The following is a 20533-nucleotide window of genomic DNA, read 5'->3' on the forward strand; positions in this document are numbered from 1 at the left end:
AACATTAATGTTGTCGCTGAATCCTGCTATATTGTTGGCAAGACCCAGATAGGATGAGACATGGATTACGAAATTATTATTGCGGGTGGTGGCATGGTGGGCGCCGCTTTAGCGGGTTTGCTTGGTCAGGCCGGTAAAAAAGTTGCCGTTTTAGAGGCAACTACCCCCCGAACTTTTGTGGTGAGTGATCCATTCGATAATCGAGTCTCGGCTTTAAGTCGAGCCTCACAGCGTTTACTCGAGCAAGCAGGCGCATGGCCGGAGGTATTGGCACTGCGTGCTGCACCGTATGAAAATATGCAAGTCTGGGATGCGACTGGGGCGGGCTTAATTCGCTTTGAAGCAGCTGAGCTAGGTGAGCCAGATTTAGGGCATATTGTTGAAAATCGGGTATTACAGTTAGCCTTGTTAGCAACCTTAACACGCTATCCTAGTGTTGACTTACTTTGCCCAGCCCGCTTAGCTGACTTTGAGCTAAGTCCGCAGCAGATTACCGTGAAGTTAGCCGATGGGCGGCGTTTAACCGCTCAGTTATTAATTGGTGCAGATGGTGCTCAATCGGGCGTGCGCCGTTTGGCTGCTTTGCCTTATGAAGTTTTAGACTATGGGCAAAAGGCTGTGGTGGCTACGGTTTATACAGCTTTACCGCATGAGGCTACCGCTTGGCAACGGTTTTTACCGTCAGGGCCAGTTGCTTTTTTACCTTTACCTCATCCGCAGGCTTGCTCAGTGGTTTGGACGCTAGCGGCTGATCAAGCGGATGCAGTGCTGCTTTGGAGTGCTGAGCGTTTTAACCGTGAGTTAGCCCAAGCCCTCGATTTTCGATTGGGTGAGCTGATCAGTAGCGAGGGGCGTGCGGCTTTTCCTTTGCGGGGTTTGCATGCTCAAAGCTATCTACATGAGCGAGTGGCTTTGATCGGTGATGCTGCTCATACCATTCACCCGTTGGCAGGGCAGGGGGTGAATTTAGGCTTTAAAGATGCCCACGTTTTAGCAGAGTTAATCCTTGCAAATCAAACCGCTGATCTGGGTTCATTGAGATTATTACGGCGTTATGAGCGTGCACGCCGTGGGGATAATGAGCTGACGCAAAAACTCATGGAAGGCTTTAGCTTGTTATTTAGCAATACCCTGCCACCTTGGCAATGGCTACGTAATACGGGTCTAAGCACCGTCAATCAATTGCCACCGCTTAAATATCAGCTGGCAAGGCGGGCGATGGGTTTGTAGTATTGGCCGGTGAATTCAATAACTGGGTTGGTGGGCTTTTACTAGCCTGCTGTTCTTGAATCAATAAGCTTAAGGCTTGCACAAACTCCTGAACTTTTTTGCGCTTGGGACGACTCTGCCAAATATATAAAAAATTTTCGCGGGTATGCAGATGTCGAAAAATCACTAAACGGGTGGTGTATAAAAAAAAGCGATAAGCCAGAACTAGCGTTGTGCCGGCTAAGATCGCGGCCAAAATGTATAAAGCGAGCATGTTTTTCATGAGTGCCCAATACAGTACAAACCCCGTTAAAGAACCAACAAATAAGCTATGAAATAACCACTTGATTGAAAAAGAGGATGAGTAAGTCGGAGAGGGGTCTAGGACACTCAAGGGAATTTGTGTTTCATGCAATCGACCTAGAGAGCGCTCTTTAACCAGTAAGGCATCAGGTGCTTTGATTACAAACTCACGGCTACCGAAGAGTAGGTGACGTTGTTTGAGTGTTTGATAGTTGGATGTCGCTTGCATTGTTATGAATTTGCTCTGATAAGATGGCGATCTTTGCCTACAGTATAGAGGGGCTTATAGGAAGTCCGTAGGCTTTTCCGATAGTCTGTGTTGCTATGCAGGTGACTGGGTGTGAAAATAAGCGCTTAATTTTTCATCGTTTTGACTATCATTAATAATAGCTTAGATAGAAAATAGTCTTCCCCCCACAGCAAGAAATGGGTTTAGGTATTAAGACGAGGGACGACAATAAGAATAACTAGCGCTGTTGACCTGTCATGGAGAGTGATAATTATGAGAGGCGAAAAAAAGGGCATGTGTTGGAGAGTGTTATTAGCCAGTGCTGTATTCGTATGGCAATCCCTATCAATGGTACAAGCAGAGCCTACGGTATTGGAGGAGGATGGTATTGTTAAATTAGTGGCAACTTTACAAAATAACCCCGCTTTCACCAATGTGCTATGGCGAGTCTATCGCATGGATGATATGCGTAATCCGGTTGAGACCATCACACGTCATACGGCGACCTTGAATCTGCGCCCCGGTGCTTATAAAGCCGTCGCGGTGCTCAACAATAAGGAACGAAGTCGGGCTTTTCAGTTAAAATCTAAAGGTAATGCAGAAATTGTATTGTCGATGGACTAACTGAATTGAAAGGAATTGTGATGTCTTTGCCGCTTGATCGTTACGTTGTGCTTGGAAACCCGATTGCGCATAGTAAATCGCCACTGATTCATCGTTTGTTTGCAGAGCAAACCCAACAACACTTGGATTATCAAGCGGTCTTAGTGCCTATTGGTGGCTTTGAGCAGACAGTGCAAGCTTTATTTGCTGAAGGTCTGCGTGGTTGCAATATAACGATCCCTTTTAAGCAAAATGCTTGGGCTTTTGCGCATGAGCTGAGTCCTTATGCACAAATAGCGGGTGCTTTAAATACCTTAATGATACGCCCTGATCAAAGTATTTATGGGCATAACACCGATGGCTTAGGCATGATGCGTGACCTGCTAGTGAATAAGCAGGTGCAAATTCAAGGTAAAAAGGTCTTGGTATTGGGTGCGGGCGGCGCGGTGCGTGGCATTATTCAACCTTTATTAGAGGCTGAACCTGCAACGGTATTATTGGCCAATCGCACTGCTGCCACGGCTTTAGAGTTAGCACGTGATTTTAAGACTTTGGGTGAGCTGCAAGGGGTTGGGCTAGACGCTATTACTGGGTGTTTTGATGTCATTATTAATGGCACAGCAGCGAGCTTACAGGGTGAGTTGCCCTCTTTACCTGCTTGCCTTGCTGAAGGTGGGGTCTGCTATGACATGATGTATGGCAATGAACCGACCCCCTTTATGCGTTGGGCTGATGAGCAGCGTGCCGCTCAAGTATTTGATGGCATTGGCATGTTGATTGAGCAGGCCGCTGAGGCTTTTGAGTTATGGCGTGGTATTCGCCCAGCGACTCAAGCAGTGTTTGCCGCTTTGAAAGCTTAAACAGCACTAGGAATTAAATAGCCTTGCTTGCGTAACATCGCCGCTAAGCGAATTAAGGGCAGACCGATCAAAGCGGTCGGGTCGTCGCCGTGCATACGATTAAATAAGCTAATCCCCAAGCCTTCCGATTTGAAGCTACCCGCACAATCATAAGGTTGCTCACGCAGCAAATAATTTTCGATTTCTGCAGCCTGCAGTTCGCGGAATTCGACTTGGAAAGGAATAACCTCGAGTTGAAAACTTTGAGTTTGGCTATCTAATAAGCATAATCCGGTTAGAAATTCAACGATGCGTCCTGATGAAGCTTGTAATTGTTGGCGAGCTTGTTCATGGGTTAGCGGCTTACCGAGAATTTGCTCACCTAGAACGGCACATTGATCAGAGCCAATAATCAAAGCTTGCGGGTATTGTGTGGCTAAAGCAGCGGCTTTTTGCCAAGCCAGACGTGCAACCATCGCTTGAGCCGACTCATCGGCTAAACGGCTTTCATCAATATCCGGTGCCGCAGTAACAAAAGGGAGCTGTAAGCGTGTTAGTAATTCACGCCGATAGCTAGAGCTAGAGGCTAAAACTAAAGTTGTTGGCATAAGGCACTCAGTATGGCTTAATGGCTAGGAGCTAAATGGAATGAGAGCGGCAGCATCTTATGTCAAGCATAAAAAATCAAGCAGCTTTCTATCCACTCGACGGTGATTTTTCTTTACACTCAGGCCTCTAGATTCATATAATCGCGCGCTTATGTCGAACAGGTTACCCATTGAAGTTAATCCTTTCCGAATGATTGAGCAACGTCGATCATTAACGGGCGTGTTGCCTTTGCAGCAACTGCCACGTTTACGTGAGTTGGCGGTGGCATCTCAGGAAAGTGAGTTCAAAGTAGAAATGATTTTCACGCATTCTGCTAGCGGTCTGCCATTGATTGCAGGTTCGGTAACAGGGCAGCTTTGGTTAAGTTGCCAACGCTGTTTAGAGCCTGTCAAAGTGGAGATTGCTACTGAACTTAATGTGGTCTTAACGACTTCACAAACAGATCGTGAACCCGAAGAAGAGGGTTACGAACTTTATATTGTCGACGACGAGCGTATTTTCGTGCGAGATTTTATAGAAGATGAAATTCTTTTAGCCTTGCCGGTAGTTGCTCGACATGCAGCTTGTCAGCCAGTTAAGCCTTTATTTGAAGGTTCACCTGATGAGTTCGTGGAACCCTCAGCAGCAGAAGAGTCAAAAAATCCTTTTGCCGCCTTAAAAGATTGGAAGAAATCGGAGTAAAATTGCTATGGCAGTCCAACAAACTCGTAAATCGCGTGCTAAGCGTGATATGCGTCGTGCACATGATGCATTAACCGCACGTACTACTTCAGTAGACTCAGTTTCAGGTGAAACCCATCTGCGTCATCACATGACTCCAGGTGGCTTTTATCGTGGTCGTCAAATTATAAAAACTGCTGTTGAAGTCGACGACGAAGAACAAGATCAAGCGTGATGACAGGGCTTCACCTGATCAAAGGGTTATGAATAAAAATCGCGGGCTTTGACCCGCGATTTTTTTGTAGGAGAGAAACAGCATGGGTACTTGGTACCGCATTGCTTTAGACGCGATGGGTGGGGATCATGGGCTGACGGTGGTGATCCCTGCTGCAAAAAAAGCATTAGAAAATCACGTAGATATTGCCTTAATACTCGTAGGCGATGAGCAGCAAATTCGAGCTGCTTTACAGGCACAGAACATGGCTGAAACGGAGCGCTTGCAAGTTAAGCATGCCTCACAAGTCGTGACGATGGAGGATTCACCCGCCTTAGCACTCAAAAATAAAAAAGATTCGTCGATGCGAATCGCGATTAATTTAGTCAAAGATAATCAAGCTGATGCCGTTGTCAGCGCCGGTAATACAGGGGCCTTGATGGCCACGGCACGTTTTGTCTTAAAAATGCTGCCCGGTATTGATCGTCCGGCTATCTGTACGGTCATGCCATCTTTGCAAGGGCATACGCATGTCTTGGATTTAGGGGCGAATGTCGATTCCTCCGCTGAGCATCTTTATCAGTTTGCTTTGATGGGTTCGGAGCTGAGTAAAGCTATTGATGAGTTAGCTAGCCCACGAGTGGGATTGCTAAATATTGGCCAAGAAGCTATTAAAGGCAATGAGCAGGTCAAAGCCGCTAATGCTTTGCTAGAAAATTCACCTTTGAACTATATCGGTTATGTTGAAGGCGATGATATTTACTTAGGTGAAGTCGATGTGATTGTTTGCGACGGCTTTGTAGGAAATATCGCGCTAAAAACTAGTGAGGGCTTAGCGAAGATGATTTCATCCAAGCTCAAAGGCAGTTTTACCCGTAATTTTCTTAGTAAAATGGCTGGGCTGATTTCATTGCCGGTCTTGAATAATTTTCGGCAAGAAATTGACCCTCGGCGTTATAATGGCGCTAGTTTATTAGGTTTGCAGGGTATTGCTGTGAAAAGTCATGGTGGGGCAGATAGTTTAGCATTTGCCAATGCCATCAGTATCGCCCGCACAGAAATTATTAAGCAAGTTCCGCAGCGGATTAATAAGCAAATCGCAGCCTTGCTAGAAGGACAAACAGTATGAGCTATGCACGCATTATCGGTACTGGCAGTTATTTACCGCCACGGATAGTCACTAACCGTGAGTTGGAAGCAACCGTTGATACCCATGATGAGTGGATTGTCGAGCGCACGGGAATTCGTCAACGCCATGTAGCAGACACGGAAACCACCTGTGACTTAGCCGAAGTGGCTGCCCGCCGTGCTTTAGAGATGGCGGGTAAGCGTCCTGAGGATGTTGATCTGATTGTGTTAGGGACTTCAACACCGGATTTAGTGTTTCCTAGTACGGCTTGTCTGTTGCAAGGTCGCTTAGGAATTGCAGGTGGCCCCGCCTTTGACGTGAACGCCGCTTGCTCAGGGTTTATTTATGCTTTAGGGGTAGCGCATAATTTCATTAAAGCGGGGACAAGCCGCTGTGCTTTAGTGGTGGGTAGTGAGGTGATGACCCGTATTCTCGACTGGAATGATCGCACGACTTGCGTCTTATTTGGCGATGGAGCGGGAGCTTTAGTATTAGAGGCCTCGGATGAGGCGGGTATTCTTTCCACTCATTTGCATTCTGATGGTAAATATGAGCACCTGTTGAATGTATCCGCAGGGATTTCTCGCAATCATCAGTTGCTGCGGGAAACGGGCGCTTTCTTACAAATGAAGGGCAATGAAGTCTTCAAAATGGCGGTGAATACCTTGGGCCGGATTGTCGATGAAACTCTCGAGGCGAATCAATTGACTAAGGCTGAGGTTGATTGGTTAGTCCCGCATCAAGCAAATATTCGTATTATTCAAGCAACAGCTAAAAAATTGAATATGCCGATGGAGCGAGTGGTCGTGACCGTAGGTGAACATGGGAATACCTCTTCTGCCTCAATTCCTTTAGCTTTGGATGCAGCCATTCGTGATGGGCGGATTCAGCGCGGGGATATGCTGCTGCTCGAGGCCTTCGGCGGTGGTTTTACTTGGGGTTCGGCTTTGGTGCGGTATTGAAGGGCTGTGAACGCTACTACTTAGCAGCGTTATCTAGGTACAGCAAACTTAGCGCTTACCGAACCACATCCGCTTCATGAGCTTATCTTTTAGTATCACCTGATGATAAATAGCACCGGCTATATGTAATAAAATCAGTGCGATTAATAGCTTAGAAACGATTCCATGCACGGCACGGGCTGGAAAATCCTGAAAATTCATCGGTAAAGGTTGACCAGACCCACCAAAGACTATATCGGGCAATTCGGCACCTAGGGCTAGTGCGATACCACTACCTGCCATGACCAGCACTAATAAATTTAATAATAGATGAACTAGAGCCGCCACCTTATCCAAAAACGCATTGCTTGTAGTGACTGGATTAGGCGAAGCAGTCTTAAAGCGTACAAAAATACGTAGCAAAGTTAATATTAAAATCAAACCACCCGCTATCATATGACCACGTAAAGCATTGATTTTTTCAGGATCAATATTAGGGGTTTTTAGGTGCATCAGCCGCAATACTTAACTTAACCACGCTGGGCATGGTAACGCAAAATGTTTTTAATACGCTTGTCAAGCATCAAGCTGCTTAGCAGGAATTGATGCTTGTAGAGGAAAAAACTGGCTTGTTCAAACTAATTCAGCAGGTTCACCAATACATAAATTGGGTATACCTACACAGGAAAACAGATGAGGGCTTGCGACTACTGAATCAGGATAATCGGCGATAGCGGCTTGGAATTCTGGGTGGGTAAAGGCCTGTTTGAAATGGCTCACGGATTCCCAAACGGCATAATTCATAAAGACGGTACTACCCGCAATACCCCGATGCAGTTGGGTGGAAATATACCCTGGTTGGCGCTTCATCCAATTGGCATCATGCTCCCAAGCCTTTAATAGCTGAGGAATATCGTTTTCAGCAACGGTGAATATATTGACTAGTACTACTGGGGATAAGTTGGTATCTAGTTGTTGGAAAATGGGTGTGGTTTCATCCAGTGGTTTGAATTTTAGCATGGTAATGATCTCATTGGTGTAGTAAGTTAGTGTAATTTGACACTATATTGCCATTATGACAATATAGTGTCAAATTAATAAACCGGAGCATAGATGATAAGTCACACATCAGAAGGGCGATTGTTGACTGCAATTGTATTAGAAACGTTTAAGCTGAGTGGCTTGTTGGTACAAGCTGGAGATGCTATGTGTGCTGAATTCGGGCTAACCAGTGCCCGCTGGAAAGTATTAGGTGCCTTATTGTCTACTCCAGAACATCCGATGACTGTGCCACAAATTGCCCGCAGCATGGGCCAGACTAGGCAGGCAGTACAACGGCTTGCCAATGAAATGGTGGAACAGGGTTTTGTTGCTTGGCAAGATAATCCTGATCATAAGCGTGCTAAGCTATTGACGATAACGGTACAGGGGCGTGAGGTTTTTGAGGGCTTATCGGAACGCCAAGTACCTTGGGCAAATTTCTTGGGTGCGCAGGTATCTGATTCAGATTTGCAAACCACTTGGAGTGTACTCTGCAGGTTGACCACAATTTTAGAAAAAGATGACGGCTAGTGTGTCAGTGCTTTTCTCCTTCTTAATCTAATTTAAGCTGGTTGGTCTATTGTACAACTGATCAGTGAATCAATATGTGGCTGGTTCGAACAGTGGACAGCTCGCTAATTATCACTATTAATCATCAGCTTTAGAGCTTTTCGTAACCGCTCACGTTCAGCTAAGAGCGCATTAATCCGTTGTTGTTGTTCTGCTTCTTGCTGGGCTTGTTGTTGCCTAGCTTGCTCAAGTTGCCGAGTGGCTGCTTGCAAAGCTTGGATTTCAGTCGCAAGCTTTGTGCGTTGCTGGGTTAAGATTTTAATCTTATGTTGGCTTTGTTGAGTGTGCTGCGTATGTGTGCTTGAAGTTTGGGCTAAGGTGCTAGCCTCTTGTTGGAGGCGAGCCTGTTGGGCTTGTAGCTGTTTAATCGCCATTTGTTGCTTAGTTTGCTGACTCTGCCAATTTCGTAGTTCGGTGCGTCGAGCCTGCAAATACTGCTCATATTTGCCAGTTTCTAAAGCATCTAGCGTCTTGAGCAAATCGCCACTCACGGGGTCAGTTGCGATGGGTTGAGTGGGGTTTGCTCCTAAGCTTGAGCTACAACCGGCTAAAAAAAGTATTGGCATACAGCTGCCTGCTCGTAGCATGAATGCTAGAGCAAGCGCTTGGCCATTGGTGGGATGCTGCTTATGCTTCACTTAAATCCTGACGCAGTTGGCTAAATTTGGCATTGTTTTCTTGCAAAGTTTTAAGGTTCTTTTGCAAGGCTTGGATTTCGGCCATTAATTCATCTTCTTTGACTTGCTGTTTTAAACGTTTGCTGTCAGCTAGGGTTTTTTGTTTGAATCTAAATTCTTCTTGGGCTTGTTTAAAAATAATTTGGTCATTAGCCACTTGTTCAGCAAGGCTAGCCGCTAAATTAGCTTTTTGGGCCGCTTGAGCCGCATCGACCGCTTGTTGGTTACGTAAGCCGCTCAGCATCAATTCAAATTTAGAGAGTTCAGTGGTCTGCTGGGCGAATACCATCGTAAAACCTGCATTCATTTTTTTTGCATGCGCAATTTCACCATTTAATTGATCAGTTTGGGTGACATAGCTGCATTTGCGTTCAGCAATCGTTTCACCGAATAAGAAACCTGAGGCACCACCCGCCATACAGAGTAAGGGGGCGGGATTGTTGCTACCAATCGCTTTAGAGAAGGCCATACTGGCCATGCAGCCAAAGGAAACAGATTGCAATTTAATCTTGTCATTCGCGGGTAACTTCTGTTTGCACATCTGAATGGCATGAGCACGCTTTTCATCTATCGGTGTTGTCGTGGTACAGCCGATTAAACTGCCCCCGAACACTAAAACCCAAACAAAACCACGATTCCACTTGCTCAATGTGCGCATCCAATAGTCCTCAGTTGTTTAGCCCTTGCAGATTATCCCTTTGCCCCAATGGCTTAGGGTAGAATCTGATAGTGCGTTAATAATTGCTGTTTAATTTGTTGGCTAGAAAGCCCTTGACATTGCTTCCAATCTTGTAAGACCCATTGCTGGATCTTATGGTTGTCACGCTCCCCGTTGCTCAGTTTGCCATTTTGCCAACCGGTGGGTGACGAACTACAGAGTTTGGCTACTTGCATGGTATAAGAGCCTGACAAATGGTCGAGCCTGAGCTGTAACTGCTTGATTTGTTGTTCAAGTTCAGTCAGTTGTTGGCGATAAAATGTATCACCAGTTAAATTTAAGAGTTGAATGACTGCGGCTCGATCAGCCTGTTTTTTACGGAGTCGTAACACCTGTTCGACTAAAGTTTGCATCGCTTGCGCAGTTTTTGTGAATAGCGGTTTGATTTCCGTTCGGTTGGCTGCTGACGTGGTTGGAGTCGTTTTTGTTTTAGCAGTCACTTGAGTGGGCGTCGAGGGAGTGGCTTGCTTAATAGGTTTTTCCGGTGGCGAGGATAGCCGAGTGGATGGCGGCTGAGCGGCAACACTGACTGCTTTTAAAGCAGGCTGCGGTTTGGGTTGGGTGATCGGCTCTAGCTTGGGTTTTGCTTTTGGCTCTGATTTTGAGTTTGATTCTAGTTTTAGCTCTGGCTCTGGCTCTGGCTTTGCTAGACGTACAGGCGTTTCAAAACTTGCTAGGGGTTGGGTTTGTAATAAGACCGACTGAATACTTTCGCGTTCGGTATCTAAAGTATCTAATTTTGTCCACTGCGGGGAGGCTAAGGATAATAAAAACGGGCTGTCAACAGTGGGTTTAGCTTGCATGGGTGCTTGAGCTAGAGGCTGAGGTTGAGGTAAAGCGACTGATGAGGGTAGCGGTGTTGGAAAAGGGTGTAGGGTGAGCTTACTTAGCGCTGGCTGTGGCAGGCTGAGGGTGATTTGTTTAGAAGCTTGCTGCCTAGGTAGTGGCTCATCAAGTTTCTTATAAAAGGCAATAGCCGAACCTACTAATAAGATCACTACCCCCGTTAATACGCCGCCTAGATAAGTGGTTAAAGTGAGCCAAGAGGGTGCTTGCTGAGGTCGAGTAAGATCTTTCAGAGCATAAAACCATGTCTCTGCCGCTGCTAAGGCTTGGGGGGCAGGTATTGAATGCGCTTGCCCAAATTGTAAGGCTAGCTCTTTACGTTGTTGACTAGTTTGCGTTAAAAGCAGTTTATGGGGTAATCCATCAGCCACTGCAGCGACTAATTGGCGGCGTTCAGCTGGAAAATCCGGCATTAAATCAGCTAAATAAGCATTGCATAAGCGTTGTGACCGACTAAAAGCGAGGCCATGCGTATGGACAATGCTCTTTAAAATATAACGGACGGTTTGATTCATGGTTGGGTTTCTGTTAGCAGTCGGCCGATAGCCTCTGCAGTAAATACCGATACAAGTTCACAGACTTCAAGGGTTGAGCCTGCAATCGCAAGCTGCCTAGCAGCTAGTTTGGTGGCTTTGGGTACGGATGGTTGTTTCTGCTGCCAAGCTTGTATCCAAGCCTGTAGGACGGCAGTATCGACTTGATCGCCAATCCCAATCGCTAGTCGTAAGCTGGTCTGGGCTAAAGGTTGAGCTGCGAGCTTGGCCAAAGCTGTGGCAACATCATCCGTTGGCATCCCATCTGAAAATAGAATCAAGATAGGTGGCAAAGGTGGGAGCGCAAGCTTAGAGGCTTGTTCTTCAACCTGAATGAGATAATCAGCTAATAAATCATAAGCAGCACCCAAAGCAGTAAGGCCGCTGGTGTCCACTAAGGGTGAGTAACGAAGTTGTTCTACTGGGCTAGGGGGAATATGCCAAGTAGCAGTATTGGCAAACCTGAGCACCGCCATCTGGAATTTAAGTTTTGGATAAACATCGGAAAACTCGATTAGCTCAGCTAGAGCTTTGTTCAAGGCGGTATTGACGGTGGCGATTCGACTGCCGGCCATTGAGCCAGAGCAATCACAGAGGTAAATGAGATTAACGACAGGCGCGGTTTGCCGAATTGCAAGCGTTGAAGTGTTTTCTTGGAAAACGCTATCCATGTGTTTTCGATGTCCAAAAAATTGATTTGTACTTTATTTAATCTGAATTCGGGACAACAAAAGGTGTAACTTTTGTAATATATTTTCCCATCGACTCACCAGCAACCCATTTGAGCCTCTCATCAAACCTAAGTCGCTAAGATTAAAGCTTCCGTTCGATTTTAATACGCCCAAGTTCTCAGCAGCAGCAGAATAAAGAGCAAAATACCGGTTAATTCAGACTAACGCTCAATTCTCAATCTTCCATCCTTGTGGGCAAACGCTGGAGGCTAATGCGGGTGATCTGCTAGACTGCTGTTTTGCTTATATGGGTCTCAAGTATGGCTGTGGAAATTGAGCATAAGTTCCTGCTTATTTCAGACGAATGGCGCAATTTAGTGAGCCGCTCTGAAGTCGTTCGCCAAGGCTATCTCAGCAATAACCCGGCCGCTTCGGTGCGGATTCGCATCGCGAATGATCAAGCTAGTTTGAATATCAAAGGCATGACCATTGGCATCCATCGTCCTGAATATGAATATAGCATCCCTTGGCAAGATGCTGTTGAAATGCTGAATCAGCTTTGTGCACGCCCCTTGATTGAAAAAACTCGCCATTTCCTAGAATTTGCGGGTAAAACTTGGGAAATTGATGAGTTTGCAGGCGAAAATCTGGGTTTAATCGTGGCAGAGCTAGAATTAACGGCCATTAGTGAATATTTCCAAAAACCAACTTGGGTGGGAAAAGAGGTCTCAGGGATTGAGCGTTATTACAATGTCAGCTTGCTGACTTATCCCTACAGCCAATGGACTGAAGCGGAGAAAACGGAGCACGCGGATGCAGCTTAAAGCCGTATTATTTGATCACGACGGTACTTTGGTCGATTCTGAAGGGGTGCATTATCAACTGTGGCTAGAGATACTGAAACCTTATGGTGTGAGTATTTCGGCTGAGCAATACATGCAACTTTATTCAGGGATGCCTACCTTGGATAATGCAATAGATCTCGTGGAGCGCTTCCAATTAGCCGTTGCAGTCGAGACCTTAGTTGCTAAGAAACTCGCTATTGCACAGGACTATCTCCAGCAGACTGCTTTTCCGCTCATGCAGGGTGCTCGAGCTATTCTCGATTATTTTCAGCAGCAGCCGCTGATTCAACAAGCCATTGTGACCGGAGCGGGGGCGCAGATTGTCAATGCCACAGTACGCTCACATGGTTTAGCAGATTATTTTGCTACCATCGTTTCTTATGATGATGTTGAGCGCAGCAAACCCGCCCCTGATTGTTATGTATTAGCCACCCAACGTTTAAATCTAGACCCGTTGGCGTGTATTGCACTAGAGGATACTGAACATGGTGTAGCCGCTGCTGTAGCGGCTGGGATAGCTTGTATTGCGATTCCAAATGCACAATCACAACGTCATGATTTTTCTAAAGCGATTGCGGTGCTGCCCGATTTAAAAGCAGCCCAAGCTTGGATCAGTCAGCGGTATCAGCTTCCTCGTTAAGGGCGAGTTTAAAGCCGCTTACGTGGTCGAGATCAGCCAGTCGACTCGCCAGTGGCCTTGGTTGCCTAATTGCAAGGCTTGGCTTAAGCGCGGTAACAGTTTGATTAATGACTGATCCAATTGCCACGGTGGATTAATGATCGCTAAGCCCGAACCATGCATGCCTAGATCAGGATGTTGTGCCTCGATACTTAATTCAGCGATTAATACACTAGCAAAGCTGGTTTTTTCTTTTAAATCATGCAGCAAGCGCCGACTCTGATCGCGGGCTTTCGCCAAGAGTGGATACCAAATCAGATAAGTTCCGGTTGGCCAGCGCGTATAGGCTTTTTTTACGGCTTGCACGACTTGGGCGTATTCCTCATGACGCTCATAAGCGGGATCAATCAGAACTAAACCACGGCGGGGTGTGGGTGGTGTGAGCGCCGTTAAACCTTCAAGGCCATCCCGATGATGCAGATGGACTCGAGGGTCTTTAGCCAAATGGGTGCGCAATACGTCAATTTCTTGCGGATGTAATTCCATTAAGAGTAATTGGTCTTGCGGGCGTAACAGTTGGCGGGCGATCTCTGGCGAGCCGGGATAAAATTGCTGCCCAGCTTGTGCGCTGTTGAGTCGGTTCAATACCTGAAAATAATCGGTCAATTCCGGCCATTGACTAGGTTGATGCCACAAACGCTGAATCCCACTATTCGCTTCTTTAGTTTTGCGCGCCCACTCACCCGCTAAATCATAAATCCCGCCACCTGCATGAGTATCTATATAAATAAACGGTTTATCTTTCTGTTTAAAGCTGGCTAAGGCTAAGCTTAAACTGGCATGTTTGAAGACATCGGCATGATTGCCCGCATGAAAGGCATGGCGGTAACTTAACAAAATGCGTGCTCACTGATAGATTTAAGGGTGCGCTTGTTGGCGGAATTTCCAAGGCGCGATGGGTCTGGCATCTTGCCACAAACCCCGCTCAGCAGCACGTGCTTGTTGTTCGGCTTGGGTATAGGCCTTTTGGTCAAGGGTATTTTGCTCTTTTTCATAGGCGGTATAATGCCAGCCACAACCGGCTTTAATCTGCTCTAAGGCTAAATCTTTACCCTTCACGCTGACTTTAGCCACAATACGACCATAGCGGTCTTGCTTATAGGCTTCCACTTGAGCCGTTTGATTTTGGCTAAGCTGCATTAAAGTAGTTTTGCAGACCTGACCAAAGGCTTGTTTTTTTTCAGGCGCATCGACCCCCTGTAGGCGGATTTTATAGCGAGTTTGATTGCTGGCCAGCAGCGTGAGGGTATCACCATCGGCAATATTCACGACTTTTGCATCCGCTAATAAAGTATTCACTTCGGTAAGCTGGCTGTTTTTAGGTAACTTTTTATAAGAGCCAGTTTGTGATCCTAAATGATCGCCACAAGCAACCAGCAAACTGGCCATTAAGCAAATGCAGAGACCTTGAGTCAGGTCCGGCATTAGGGCTTGACCGGCTTGAGAAGCACGTACTCTAAGCTCGGCCATAAGTGCTCAAGAATTTTGGCTTGTGCCTCAGCGGTTGGATGTAAGCCATCTGCTTGCATTAAGTTAAAATCCGTGGCAACACCTTCTAATAGGAATGGAATAAAACTTAATTGATGCTGCTCCGCCAAATCTTTATAAACTTGATCAAACTTTTCAGTATAGCTAAGCCCATAATTCGGCGGTAAATGAATGCCAATCAAAATAACTTGAGCAGGGGCAGCGATGGCCTTTTCAATCATTTGCTTGAGATTATCTTGAATGACAGTGATCGGTTTACCTTGCAAGCCATCATTAGCACCTAGCTCAAGCAGCACATAATGCGGCTTAATCGCGGCTAAGGCAGCAGGCAAACGTTCCAAACCACCGCTCGTGGTTTCACCGCTAATACTGGCATTGACTACTTGAAATTCAGTACCGAGTTTAGCTTGCAATAAATTCACCCAGCCTTGCTCGACGGGAATTCCATAAGCAGCACTTAAGCTATCCCCCCACACGAGGATGGTTGTTTTAGTCGGTGGCATCAGGGCATAAGCAGCTTGAAAACTGAAAAGTAGCCAACTTAAACTCAAACTTGTTAAGCATTTCCAAAGCGACATCGTTGATCTATGGGTAGTTAAAGTTCTGGTTAGCCTACCTGAAGCCAGCGCTAAAGGCATTAAAGCCCTACTAAAATCCTGCTGCAAGTAATCAAACTTTAATCTTTGTAAATAACCAGCAACCTTAGGCAGAAAGCAGGTAGCATTCTACGCTACCCAAGGGTTTACTGCTTGCCACTTATCCTTTAAGGGTTAGGGCGCGGCGGGGGCTTGCTTATACTGCTTGAAAATTGCTACAGGTCAAGATCATGATTTTCAGTCTGTTTCTATTAATAGTGGGTGGTTTGTTAGCGGCCTTCTGGGGTGACTCACCGATAGTTGGTGGAGGTTTAGGCTTGTTAATCGGTTGGGTCTATCACCTCATGCTGCGTATTCGTCAGTTAGAGGCCACTATCCAACAGCTGGCGCCGCCAGAGTCAGCGCCCGTACAAACATCAGCACCCGTACCCACTCCAGTCCCAACACAAGTGTCAGCCTCCGCAGATACTTCAGTATCTGCTCCAGCGTCGGTGCAGATGGATTTAGAGCCTAGCCAGCCTGAGCTACCCTTGCCTAACCAAGCTCTGCCTGAGCCAATTGTTCACACTGAGCCGGCTGCCTTATCTATCTTGAGCAAAGCCAAAGCTTGGTTGTTCGGTGGCAATCCCTTTGTTCGCTTAGGAGTCGTGATTCTATTTTTCGGCGTGGTGTTCTTATTACGCTATTCGCTGCAGCATAATTTAGTGCCGGTTGAATTACGTCTATTAGGCTCAGCCAGTGCAGCCTTAGCTTTACTGGGTTTTGGTTGGCGGTTACGCACGCGCACGGGGGCTTATGGCTTGATTTTGCAGGCAGGTGGGATTGGCTTACTGTATTTAACGATCTTTGGTGCTTATAGTCTTTATCATTTAATCCCTTCATTGATCGCTTTCGCGCTACTACTGATGATCGTTTTGGCCGCTGCGGCGTTGGCAGTGCTACAAAACAGTTTGCCCTTGGCGGTATTTGCGACGGTAGGTGGTTTTTTAGCCCCCTTATTAACTTCAAGTGGTAGTAATAATTATATCGGCTTGTTTAGTTTTTATGCCTTGCTGAATGCTGGGATTGTCATGATCGCGTGGTTCAAATCTTGGCGCTTACTCAACTTAATCGGCTTTATCTTTACCTTTGTGATTGCGGGTTTTTGGGGTTGGTTTAGTTATCGCCCTGAAGATTTTTGGGCAACGGAAGGTTTTCTGATGCTGTTTTTCTTATTCTATGTGGCGATTGCTATTCTGTTTGCTACCCGCAGCCCATTTAATTTCAAAGATAAGGTGGATGGCTCGTTAGTATTTGGCACCGCCATTATTGGTTTTTGTATGCAGATCGGCTTGTTCCTGCCGTTATTAGCGGAAGGCCGACCCGTGACTTTCCTCAGTCAATATGGCTTAGCGATGAGTGCGGTGATTTTAAGCCTGTTTTATCTAGGTTTAGCGTTTCTATTATGGCGGCGTTACGCTGAGGCACAACGGCTATTGGCAGAAACTTTTCTGGTGTTAAGTGTGATTTTTGCGACCCTAACTATTCCTTTAGCTGTGCAGAGTGCGGCAATTACGAGTGCTGCTTGGGCGATTGAAGGGGCAGGGATTATTTGGCTGGGGATTCGCCAACAGCAATTTGTGCAACGCTTAGTGGCAGTGGGCTTACAGTTTATTAGCCTATTGATCTTAATTCTAAACTTAGGCGCATCAATAAATGCCTACCCTTATGGAGCGGATACGGGGTCTATGCTGGGTGTTACTCAGGGTTTATTTCTGGCTAGTAGCCTGATTGCCTTGGCTATGCTAGTCGCCAGTCGCTTACTCTCGGCTGAGTTTGCAGGTAAGCGTAGCTTGGAAACAGGTTTAGCCATGAGTTTATTAGTGAGTGCGCTGGTGATGCATTTCCTGAGCTTTGAGTTGCAACTGGCTTGGAGTGATCTTGATTATCCCATCCATTTCCACCTGCTCTATGCAATGGCAGTGATAGCGCTGTTGCTATTGAGTACTCGCCATTATTGGCGTTTACTCAGCTGGGTTTTACCTTTGCCGATCGTGTTGTTGAGTTTAGCGTTATTGATGATGTTGGTGGAAGGACGGTCATTGTTTGAGGCTTATCTGGTCTTAGTTTGGGCCGGCGCTTTAGGCTTATGGTACGGATTTCTCTGGCGTCTAGAGCGGCAGGCTTGGTTTAGTACTTGGGTGAAGCTTGCGCAGGCCTTCACCCTTTGGCTGATCATTATTCTGCTGATGCTGCAATTACAGGTTTGGCTCAAAGACTATTTTACGCTAGACAATGCTTGGCCGATAGCGGCTTTACCCCTCGTACCTTTGAGCATGATTTGGCTGATTTTAAAAGCGCCAATTTGGCCTTTCACAACCCAGCGGGCTTTGCTGTTTTATAGTGTTGTTTTGCCAAGCTTATGTCTAATTACGGGCTGGTTTTTGCTAAGTTTAAGCGTGGCGGGTGATGCAGAGCCTTTACCTTGGTTGCCTGTCTTTAACCCCATAGATCTCGTGACGGTGTGGTTCGCTTTTACCTTATTGATGGTTAATTCTTATTGGCAGCAACAGACAAGTTTAAAAGCACCGAGATTCTTGCCTTATAGCCTGATTTTCATTGGGTTTGCATGGTTGAATCTAACCGTATTGCGCGTATTACACCATTGGTATGATCTAGCTTGGGCGTTTCCTGATTTGCTGATTAATCCCATTACCCAAACTACGCTGGCGCTTGTCTGGGGTAGTTCAGGGTTGCTCTTCACTTGGTGGGGGAATCGTTCTGGTAGGCGAGGTGTATGGAGTGCAGGCGCTATGCTATTGGCGGCGGTGATTTTAAAATTATTCCTGATTGATTTCGCTTCCTCAGATACGGTTGAGCGGATTATTTCATTTATTGGGGTTGGCGTACTTTTGCTGTTTATTGGTTATTTAGCACCACTACCACCTGCGCCTAAGGATGCAGCTAAGGAGCTGACTCATGTTGAATAAACTTTTAGCATTATTCACTCTAGGGCTATGGTTCAGCCCTATGGTGAGCCAAGGGGCTGAACCCGAGTTTCATTATCAAGCGCCTTTGAGCGAGGCTACGAGTGAATATAGACGGGCAGAGCTACCTTGGGAGGTATTAGCGCATTTACTCCAAGCTGAGCAAGCGGATTTACAGGTAGTGAATGCGGCAGGTCAAGCCGTTCCTGCACGGGTCAGTCCTATCAGTGATCTTGAGTTAAATCCTGAAGAGCGTAGCTTAAGTTTTTTTCGAGGCGATGATCCGACCCAAGTTGGTTTATTGCTAACCTTAGGCGCTAGCCCTAGTGCACCTAAGCTTGAGCAGCTAGCGTTAGCAGATCGGCACTATTTGATTGTGCAAAACGCGGTATTCGATGGCAAGCTATTCACCTTGCAAAGCCTGAATTTAGCTTGGGATAACCAGCATTTAGCCCAGTGGTTGCCGAAAAGTTTAATACTGGAAACCAGCGATGACCTACAGACTTGGCAAAGAGTTACTACTCAAAGCCTGCCATATATTTTAAAAGAGAAGGAAGTTCTGGTTGAAAATCATCGGATTGAATTTGCTCAGCCTGTACAAGCTAAGTTCTTGCGCTTATCGGGGCAGGCAGATTTTTCGCCAATTTTAACCAGTTTACAGGGTGTGACAGGGATTGCACCGCAACAAACGGCACAACGCATCGCTTGGCAGACCATCCCGTTATTAACAACTGACCAGCCCCAGCAATTTCATTATCTAATGCCCGCTTCTGTACCCGTCAAACAATGGCGGATGCATCTAGCGCAGTCCGGTGATTTATATGTCGGTGAGCTAGTAACTCGTCCGCTTGATGAGCGCTATGGCAAACAACGTAATCAGGAGTCAAGGGTGAGTTTTGTCGATTATCGCCTTAACTCAGACTTGGGTGAATTGCGTGCACCGGCTCAAAGCTTGCCTAATATCTACTCTTGGGATGCCAATCAGGTGATGGATTGGCATTGGACTTTTACCCAACCCCAGCCATTAACTGCGGATAAGGCGGTTGTTGAGTTTGGCTGGCAACCCTTAGAATTGCACTTTATCGCCCAAGGTCAAGGTCCTTTTCGTTTAGTTTATGGCAGTCGTGATCCAATTTCGCATTTAGATTTGCCGTTTCCCGATGAGACGATGGCGGGACGTTGGCTAGCAACGACGGTGCAAGTTGGTGCAGAGCAAGTCTTGAAGCCTCTAGACCATCCCGCCGCCTATAAGCAATGGCTGCCCTATTTGTTAGGTGGTGTACTGCTGGTTGCGGTACTGCTGTTACTAGGGATGGCACGGCATTTATGGCGAGATTTGGATAAAACCGGTAGCTAAGCTATCCCGTTGCAATGTGATGAGCAAAAATCAAGCAAGACTGCTGATGGGTGTCACTCATCTTTATAAGTTGCATTTGATGAAATATTGACTATTATCAGTTTGATATTATAGTTAATAAGTCAGTTCTTGTTAGCTATACACGCAGACTTTGTTGCTAAACGGTCAATAACTACAACTCAAAAACGACCCTTTAGGCCTTGTAAGTACCCCCCACTTATAAGGTTCTGCATCAGTTGAGTTGAGTGTAAAACTAAATAGGAATGGCTTTATGCAACTTATGACTATGTTGCTGTCACCCACAACGTATGTGCTGTCTCATGCTGCAGTTTCGCAGTGCTTGTGCTCATCTTCATCCCTAGAATTTATTCATTTAGGTGGAACACTATGTCTGCAATAAAAACCATTTTGATCGCCGATGACTCCCAGACTGAGCGTCTCTACTTAAGCCGAATTTTGCAAGATGCCGGTTATCAGGTGATTGTAGCCACTTCAGGGAATGAGGCTAGAATATTGGCAGAAACCCATCAGCCGGATGTCATTTTTCTCGACATTATCATGGAGGACGGCGATGGTTATCAGACCTGTCGCAATCTTCGCCGCCAGCCAGCCACTGCAACCACCCCGATCATTATGGTTTCCAGTAAGTCTAATCCGGTGGATATGCAATGGGCTAAAAAATTAGGGGCTAACCATTATCTAGTCAAGCCTTATACGCCGGGTGCAATTTTGGCGCAATTAACGGCACTGTAAATACTGCACGCTAAGATGCCAGTGAAAAAATAACTAAAGCAGCACAGTTGTTTAACG

Annotated in this window: 24 protein-coding genes; 13 read left to right on the forward strand and 11 right to left on the reverse strand. The window is 46.2% G+C overall.

Going from position 1 to position 20533, the window contains the following annotated elements; translation table 11 throughout:
• Positions 1-60 precede the first annotated feature (60 nt).
• Complete coding sequence (locus B5D50_RS06510) at positions 61-1230, forward strand: UbiH/UbiF/VisC/COQ6 family ubiquinone biosynthesis hydroxylase (protein WP_078921775.1); 1170 nt, start codon at positions 61-63, stop codon at positions 1228-1230.
• Here the strand turns inward: B5D50_RS06510 and B5D50_RS06515 are convergent.
• Entirely contained in the window at positions 1193-1741 is a 549-nt protein-coding gene (locus B5D50_RS06515; protein WP_078921776.1) for a hypothetical protein, read from the reverse strand. The genes B5D50_RS06510 and B5D50_RS06515 overlap by 38 nt on opposite strands.
• Positions 1742-2035: 294 nt before the next feature.
• Here B5D50_RS06515 and B5D50_RS06520 point away from each other — a divergent pair, with 294 nt between their 5' ends.
• Positions 2036-2365, forward strand: coding sequence for a hypothetical protein (locus B5D50_RS06520; protein ID WP_078921777.1), 330 nt, complete (start codon positions 2036-2038; stop codon positions 2363-2365).
• Between the two features lie 20 nt (positions 2366-2385).
• The gene (aroE, locus tag B5D50_RS06525; protein ID WP_078921778.1) at positions 2386-3204 is read left to right on the forward strand and encodes a shikimate dehydrogenase; all 819 of its coding nucleotides are present in this window, start codon (positions 2386-2388) and stop codon (positions 3202-3204) included.
• Here the strand turns inward: aroE and B5D50_RS06530 are convergent.
• Positions 3201-3791, reverse strand: a complete 591-nt coding sequence (locus B5D50_RS06530; RefSeq protein WP_078921779.1) for a Maf family protein — start codon at positions 3789-3791, stop codon at positions 3201-3203. The two genes, aroE and B5D50_RS06530, sit on opposite strands and share 4 nt — an antisense overlap.
• Before the next feature lie 151 nt (positions 3792-3942).
• On the opposite strand from B5D50_RS06530, the gene B5D50_RS06535 reads away from it, so the two are divergent.
• The 4 genes from B5D50_RS06535 to B5D50_RS06550 all read left to right on the forward strand — a co-directional run bounded on the left by B5D50_RS06535 (position 3943) and on the right by B5D50_RS06550 (position 6757).
• Positions 3943-4473 (forward strand): YceD family protein, encoded by a 531-nt coding sequence (locus tag B5D50_RS06535; protein WP_078921780.1) that lies wholly within the window; start codon positions 3943-3945, stop codon positions 4471-4473.
• Positions 4474-4480: 7 nt separating this feature from the next.
• Positions 4481-4687: a 50S ribosomal protein L32 gene (rpmF, locus tag B5D50_RS06540; protein WP_078921781.1), complete on the forward strand. Its 207-nt coding sequence runs from the start codon at positions 4481-4483 to the stop codon at positions 4685-4687.
• An 82-nt stretch (positions 4688-4769) separates the two neighbouring features.
• Positions 4770-5795 (forward strand): phosphate acyltransferase PlsX, encoded by a 1026-nt coding sequence (gene plsX / locus B5D50_RS06545; RefSeq protein ID WP_078921782.1) that lies wholly within the window; start codon positions 4770-4772, stop codon positions 5793-5795.
• The gene (locus B5D50_RS06550) at positions 5792-6757 is read left to right on the forward strand and encodes a beta-ketoacyl-ACP synthase III (RefSeq protein ID WP_078921783.1); all 966 of its coding nucleotides are present in this window, start codon (positions 5792-5794) and stop codon (positions 6755-6757) included. Before plsX ends, B5D50_RS06550 begins: the two co-directional genes overlap by 4 nt.
• A 48-nt stretch (positions 6758-6805) precedes the next feature.
• Here B5D50_RS06550 and B5D50_RS06555 read toward each other — a convergent pair whose 3' ends face one another.
• Together B5D50_RS06555 and B5D50_RS06560 are read right to left on the reverse strand one after the other, a co-directional pair.
• On the reverse strand, positions 6806-7249 hold the full coding sequence (locus tag B5D50_RS06555; protein ID WP_078921784.1) for a cytochrome b/b6 domain-containing protein: 444 nt from the start codon (positions 7247-7249) through the stop codon (positions 6806-6808).
• A gap of 120 nt (positions 7250-7369) precedes the next feature.
• Complete coding sequence (locus B5D50_RS06560) at positions 7370-7756, reverse strand: antibiotic biosynthesis monooxygenase family protein (protein WP_078921785.1); 387 nt, start codon at positions 7754-7756, stop codon at positions 7370-7372.
• Between the two features lie 93 nt (positions 7757-7849).
• Here B5D50_RS06560 and B5D50_RS06565 point away from each other — a divergent pair, with 93 nt between their 5' ends.
• A complete protein-coding gene (locus tag B5D50_RS06565) occupies positions 7850-8308 on the forward strand; it encodes a MarR family winged helix-turn-helix transcriptional regulator (protein WP_078921786.1) in 459 nt (152 codons plus the stop codon).
• A gap of 104 nt (positions 8309-8412) precedes the next feature.
• Here the strand turns inward: B5D50_RS06565 and B5D50_RS06570 are convergent, their stop codons facing one another.
• The 4 genes from B5D50_RS06570 to B5D50_RS06585 all read right to left on the reverse strand — a co-directional run bounded on the left by B5D50_RS06570 (position 8413) and on the right by B5D50_RS06585 (position 11792).
• Positions 8413-8913 carry a hypothetical protein gene (locus tag B5D50_RS06570; protein WP_143594277.1) on the reverse strand — a complete coding sequence of 167 codons (501 nt, stop codon included), beginning with the start codon at positions 8911-8913 and terminating at the stop codon, positions 8413-8415.
• Between the two features lie 61 nt (positions 8914-8974).
• Positions 8975-9682 (reverse strand): hypothetical protein, encoded by a 708-nt coding sequence (locus tag B5D50_RS06575; protein ID WP_078921788.1) that lies wholly within the window; start codon positions 9680-9682, stop codon positions 8975-8977.
• A gap of 53 nt (positions 9683-9735) precedes the next feature.
• On the reverse strand, positions 9736-11103 hold the full coding sequence (locus tag B5D50_RS06580) for a hypothetical protein (protein WP_078921789.1): 1368 nt from the start codon (positions 11101-11103) through the stop codon (positions 9736-9738).
• The gene (locus B5D50_RS06585) at positions 11100-11792 is read right to left on the reverse strand and encodes a vWA domain-containing protein (protein WP_078921790.1); all 693 of its coding nucleotides are present in this window, start codon (positions 11790-11792) and stop codon (positions 11100-11102) included. The genes B5D50_RS06580 and B5D50_RS06585 overlap by 4 nt, the downstream gene beginning before the upstream one ends.
• 320 nt (positions 11793-12112) lie before the next feature.
• Here B5D50_RS06585 and B5D50_RS06590 point away from each other — a divergent pair, with 320 nt between their 5' ends.
• Positions 12113-12616 carry a CYTH domain-containing protein gene (locus tag B5D50_RS06590; RefSeq protein ID WP_078921791.1) on the forward strand — a complete coding sequence of 168 codons (504 nt, stop codon included), beginning with the start codon at positions 12113-12115 and terminating at the stop codon, positions 12614-12616.
• Entirely contained in the window at positions 12606-13277 is a 672-nt protein-coding gene (locus tag B5D50_RS06595; protein WP_078921792.1) for an HAD family hydrolase, read from the forward strand. The genes B5D50_RS06590 and B5D50_RS06595 overlap by 11 nt, the downstream gene beginning before the upstream one ends.
• A gap of 18 nt (positions 13278-13295) precedes the next feature.
• Here the strand turns inward: B5D50_RS06595 and B5D50_RS06600 are convergent, their stop codons facing one another.
• The 3 genes from B5D50_RS06600 to B5D50_RS06610 are packed head-to-tail and all read right to left on the reverse strand — an operon-like array spanning position 13296 to position 15307.
• Positions 13296-14153 carry a 23S rRNA (adenine(2030)-N(6))-methyltransferase RlmJ gene (locus B5D50_RS06600; RefSeq protein ID WP_078921793.1) on the reverse strand — a complete coding sequence of 286 codons (858 nt, stop codon included), beginning with the start codon at positions 14151-14153 and terminating at the stop codon, positions 13296-13298.
• 21 nt (positions 14154-14174) lie between these two features.
• Positions 14175-14786: a thermonuclease family protein gene (locus tag B5D50_RS06605; RefSeq protein WP_234975817.1), complete on the reverse strand. Its 612-nt coding sequence runs from the start codon at positions 14784-14786 to the stop codon at positions 14175-14177.
• Positions 14741-15307, reverse strand: a complete 567-nt coding sequence (locus tag B5D50_RS06610; RefSeq protein ID WP_234975818.1) for an arylesterase — start codon at positions 15305-15307, stop codon at positions 14741-14743. The genes B5D50_RS06605 and B5D50_RS06610 overlap by 46 nt, the downstream gene beginning before the upstream one ends.
• 323 nt (positions 15308-15630) lie before the next feature.
• On the opposite strand from B5D50_RS06610, the gene B5D50_RS06615 reads away from it, so the two are divergent.
• The 3 genes from B5D50_RS06615 to B5D50_RS06625 all read left to right on the forward strand — a co-directional run bounded on the left by B5D50_RS06615 (position 15631) and on the right by B5D50_RS06625 (position 20476).
• Positions 15631-18369 carry a DUF2339 domain-containing protein gene (locus tag B5D50_RS06615; protein WP_078921796.1) on the forward strand — a complete coding sequence of 913 codons (2739 nt, stop codon included), beginning with the start codon at positions 15631-15633 and terminating at the stop codon, positions 18367-18369.
• Entirely contained in the window at positions 18359-19723 is a 1365-nt protein-coding gene (locus tag B5D50_RS06620) for a DUF3999 family protein (protein ID WP_078921797.1), read from the forward strand. The genes B5D50_RS06615 and B5D50_RS06620 overlap by 11 nt, the downstream gene beginning before the upstream one ends.
• 387 nt (positions 19724-20110) lie before the next feature.
• The gene (locus B5D50_RS06625; RefSeq protein ID WP_078921798.1) at positions 20111-20476 is read left to right on the forward strand and encodes a response regulator; all 366 of its coding nucleotides are present in this window, start codon (positions 20111-20113) and stop codon (positions 20474-20476) included.
• Positions 20477-20533: the final 57 nt, after the last annotated feature.

Source organism: Thiothrix eikelboomii (genome assembly GCF_900167255.1).
Taxonomy (GTDB): Bacteria; Pseudomonadota; Gammaproteobacteria; order Thiotrichales; family Thiotrichaceae; genus Thiolinea; species Thiolinea eikelboomii.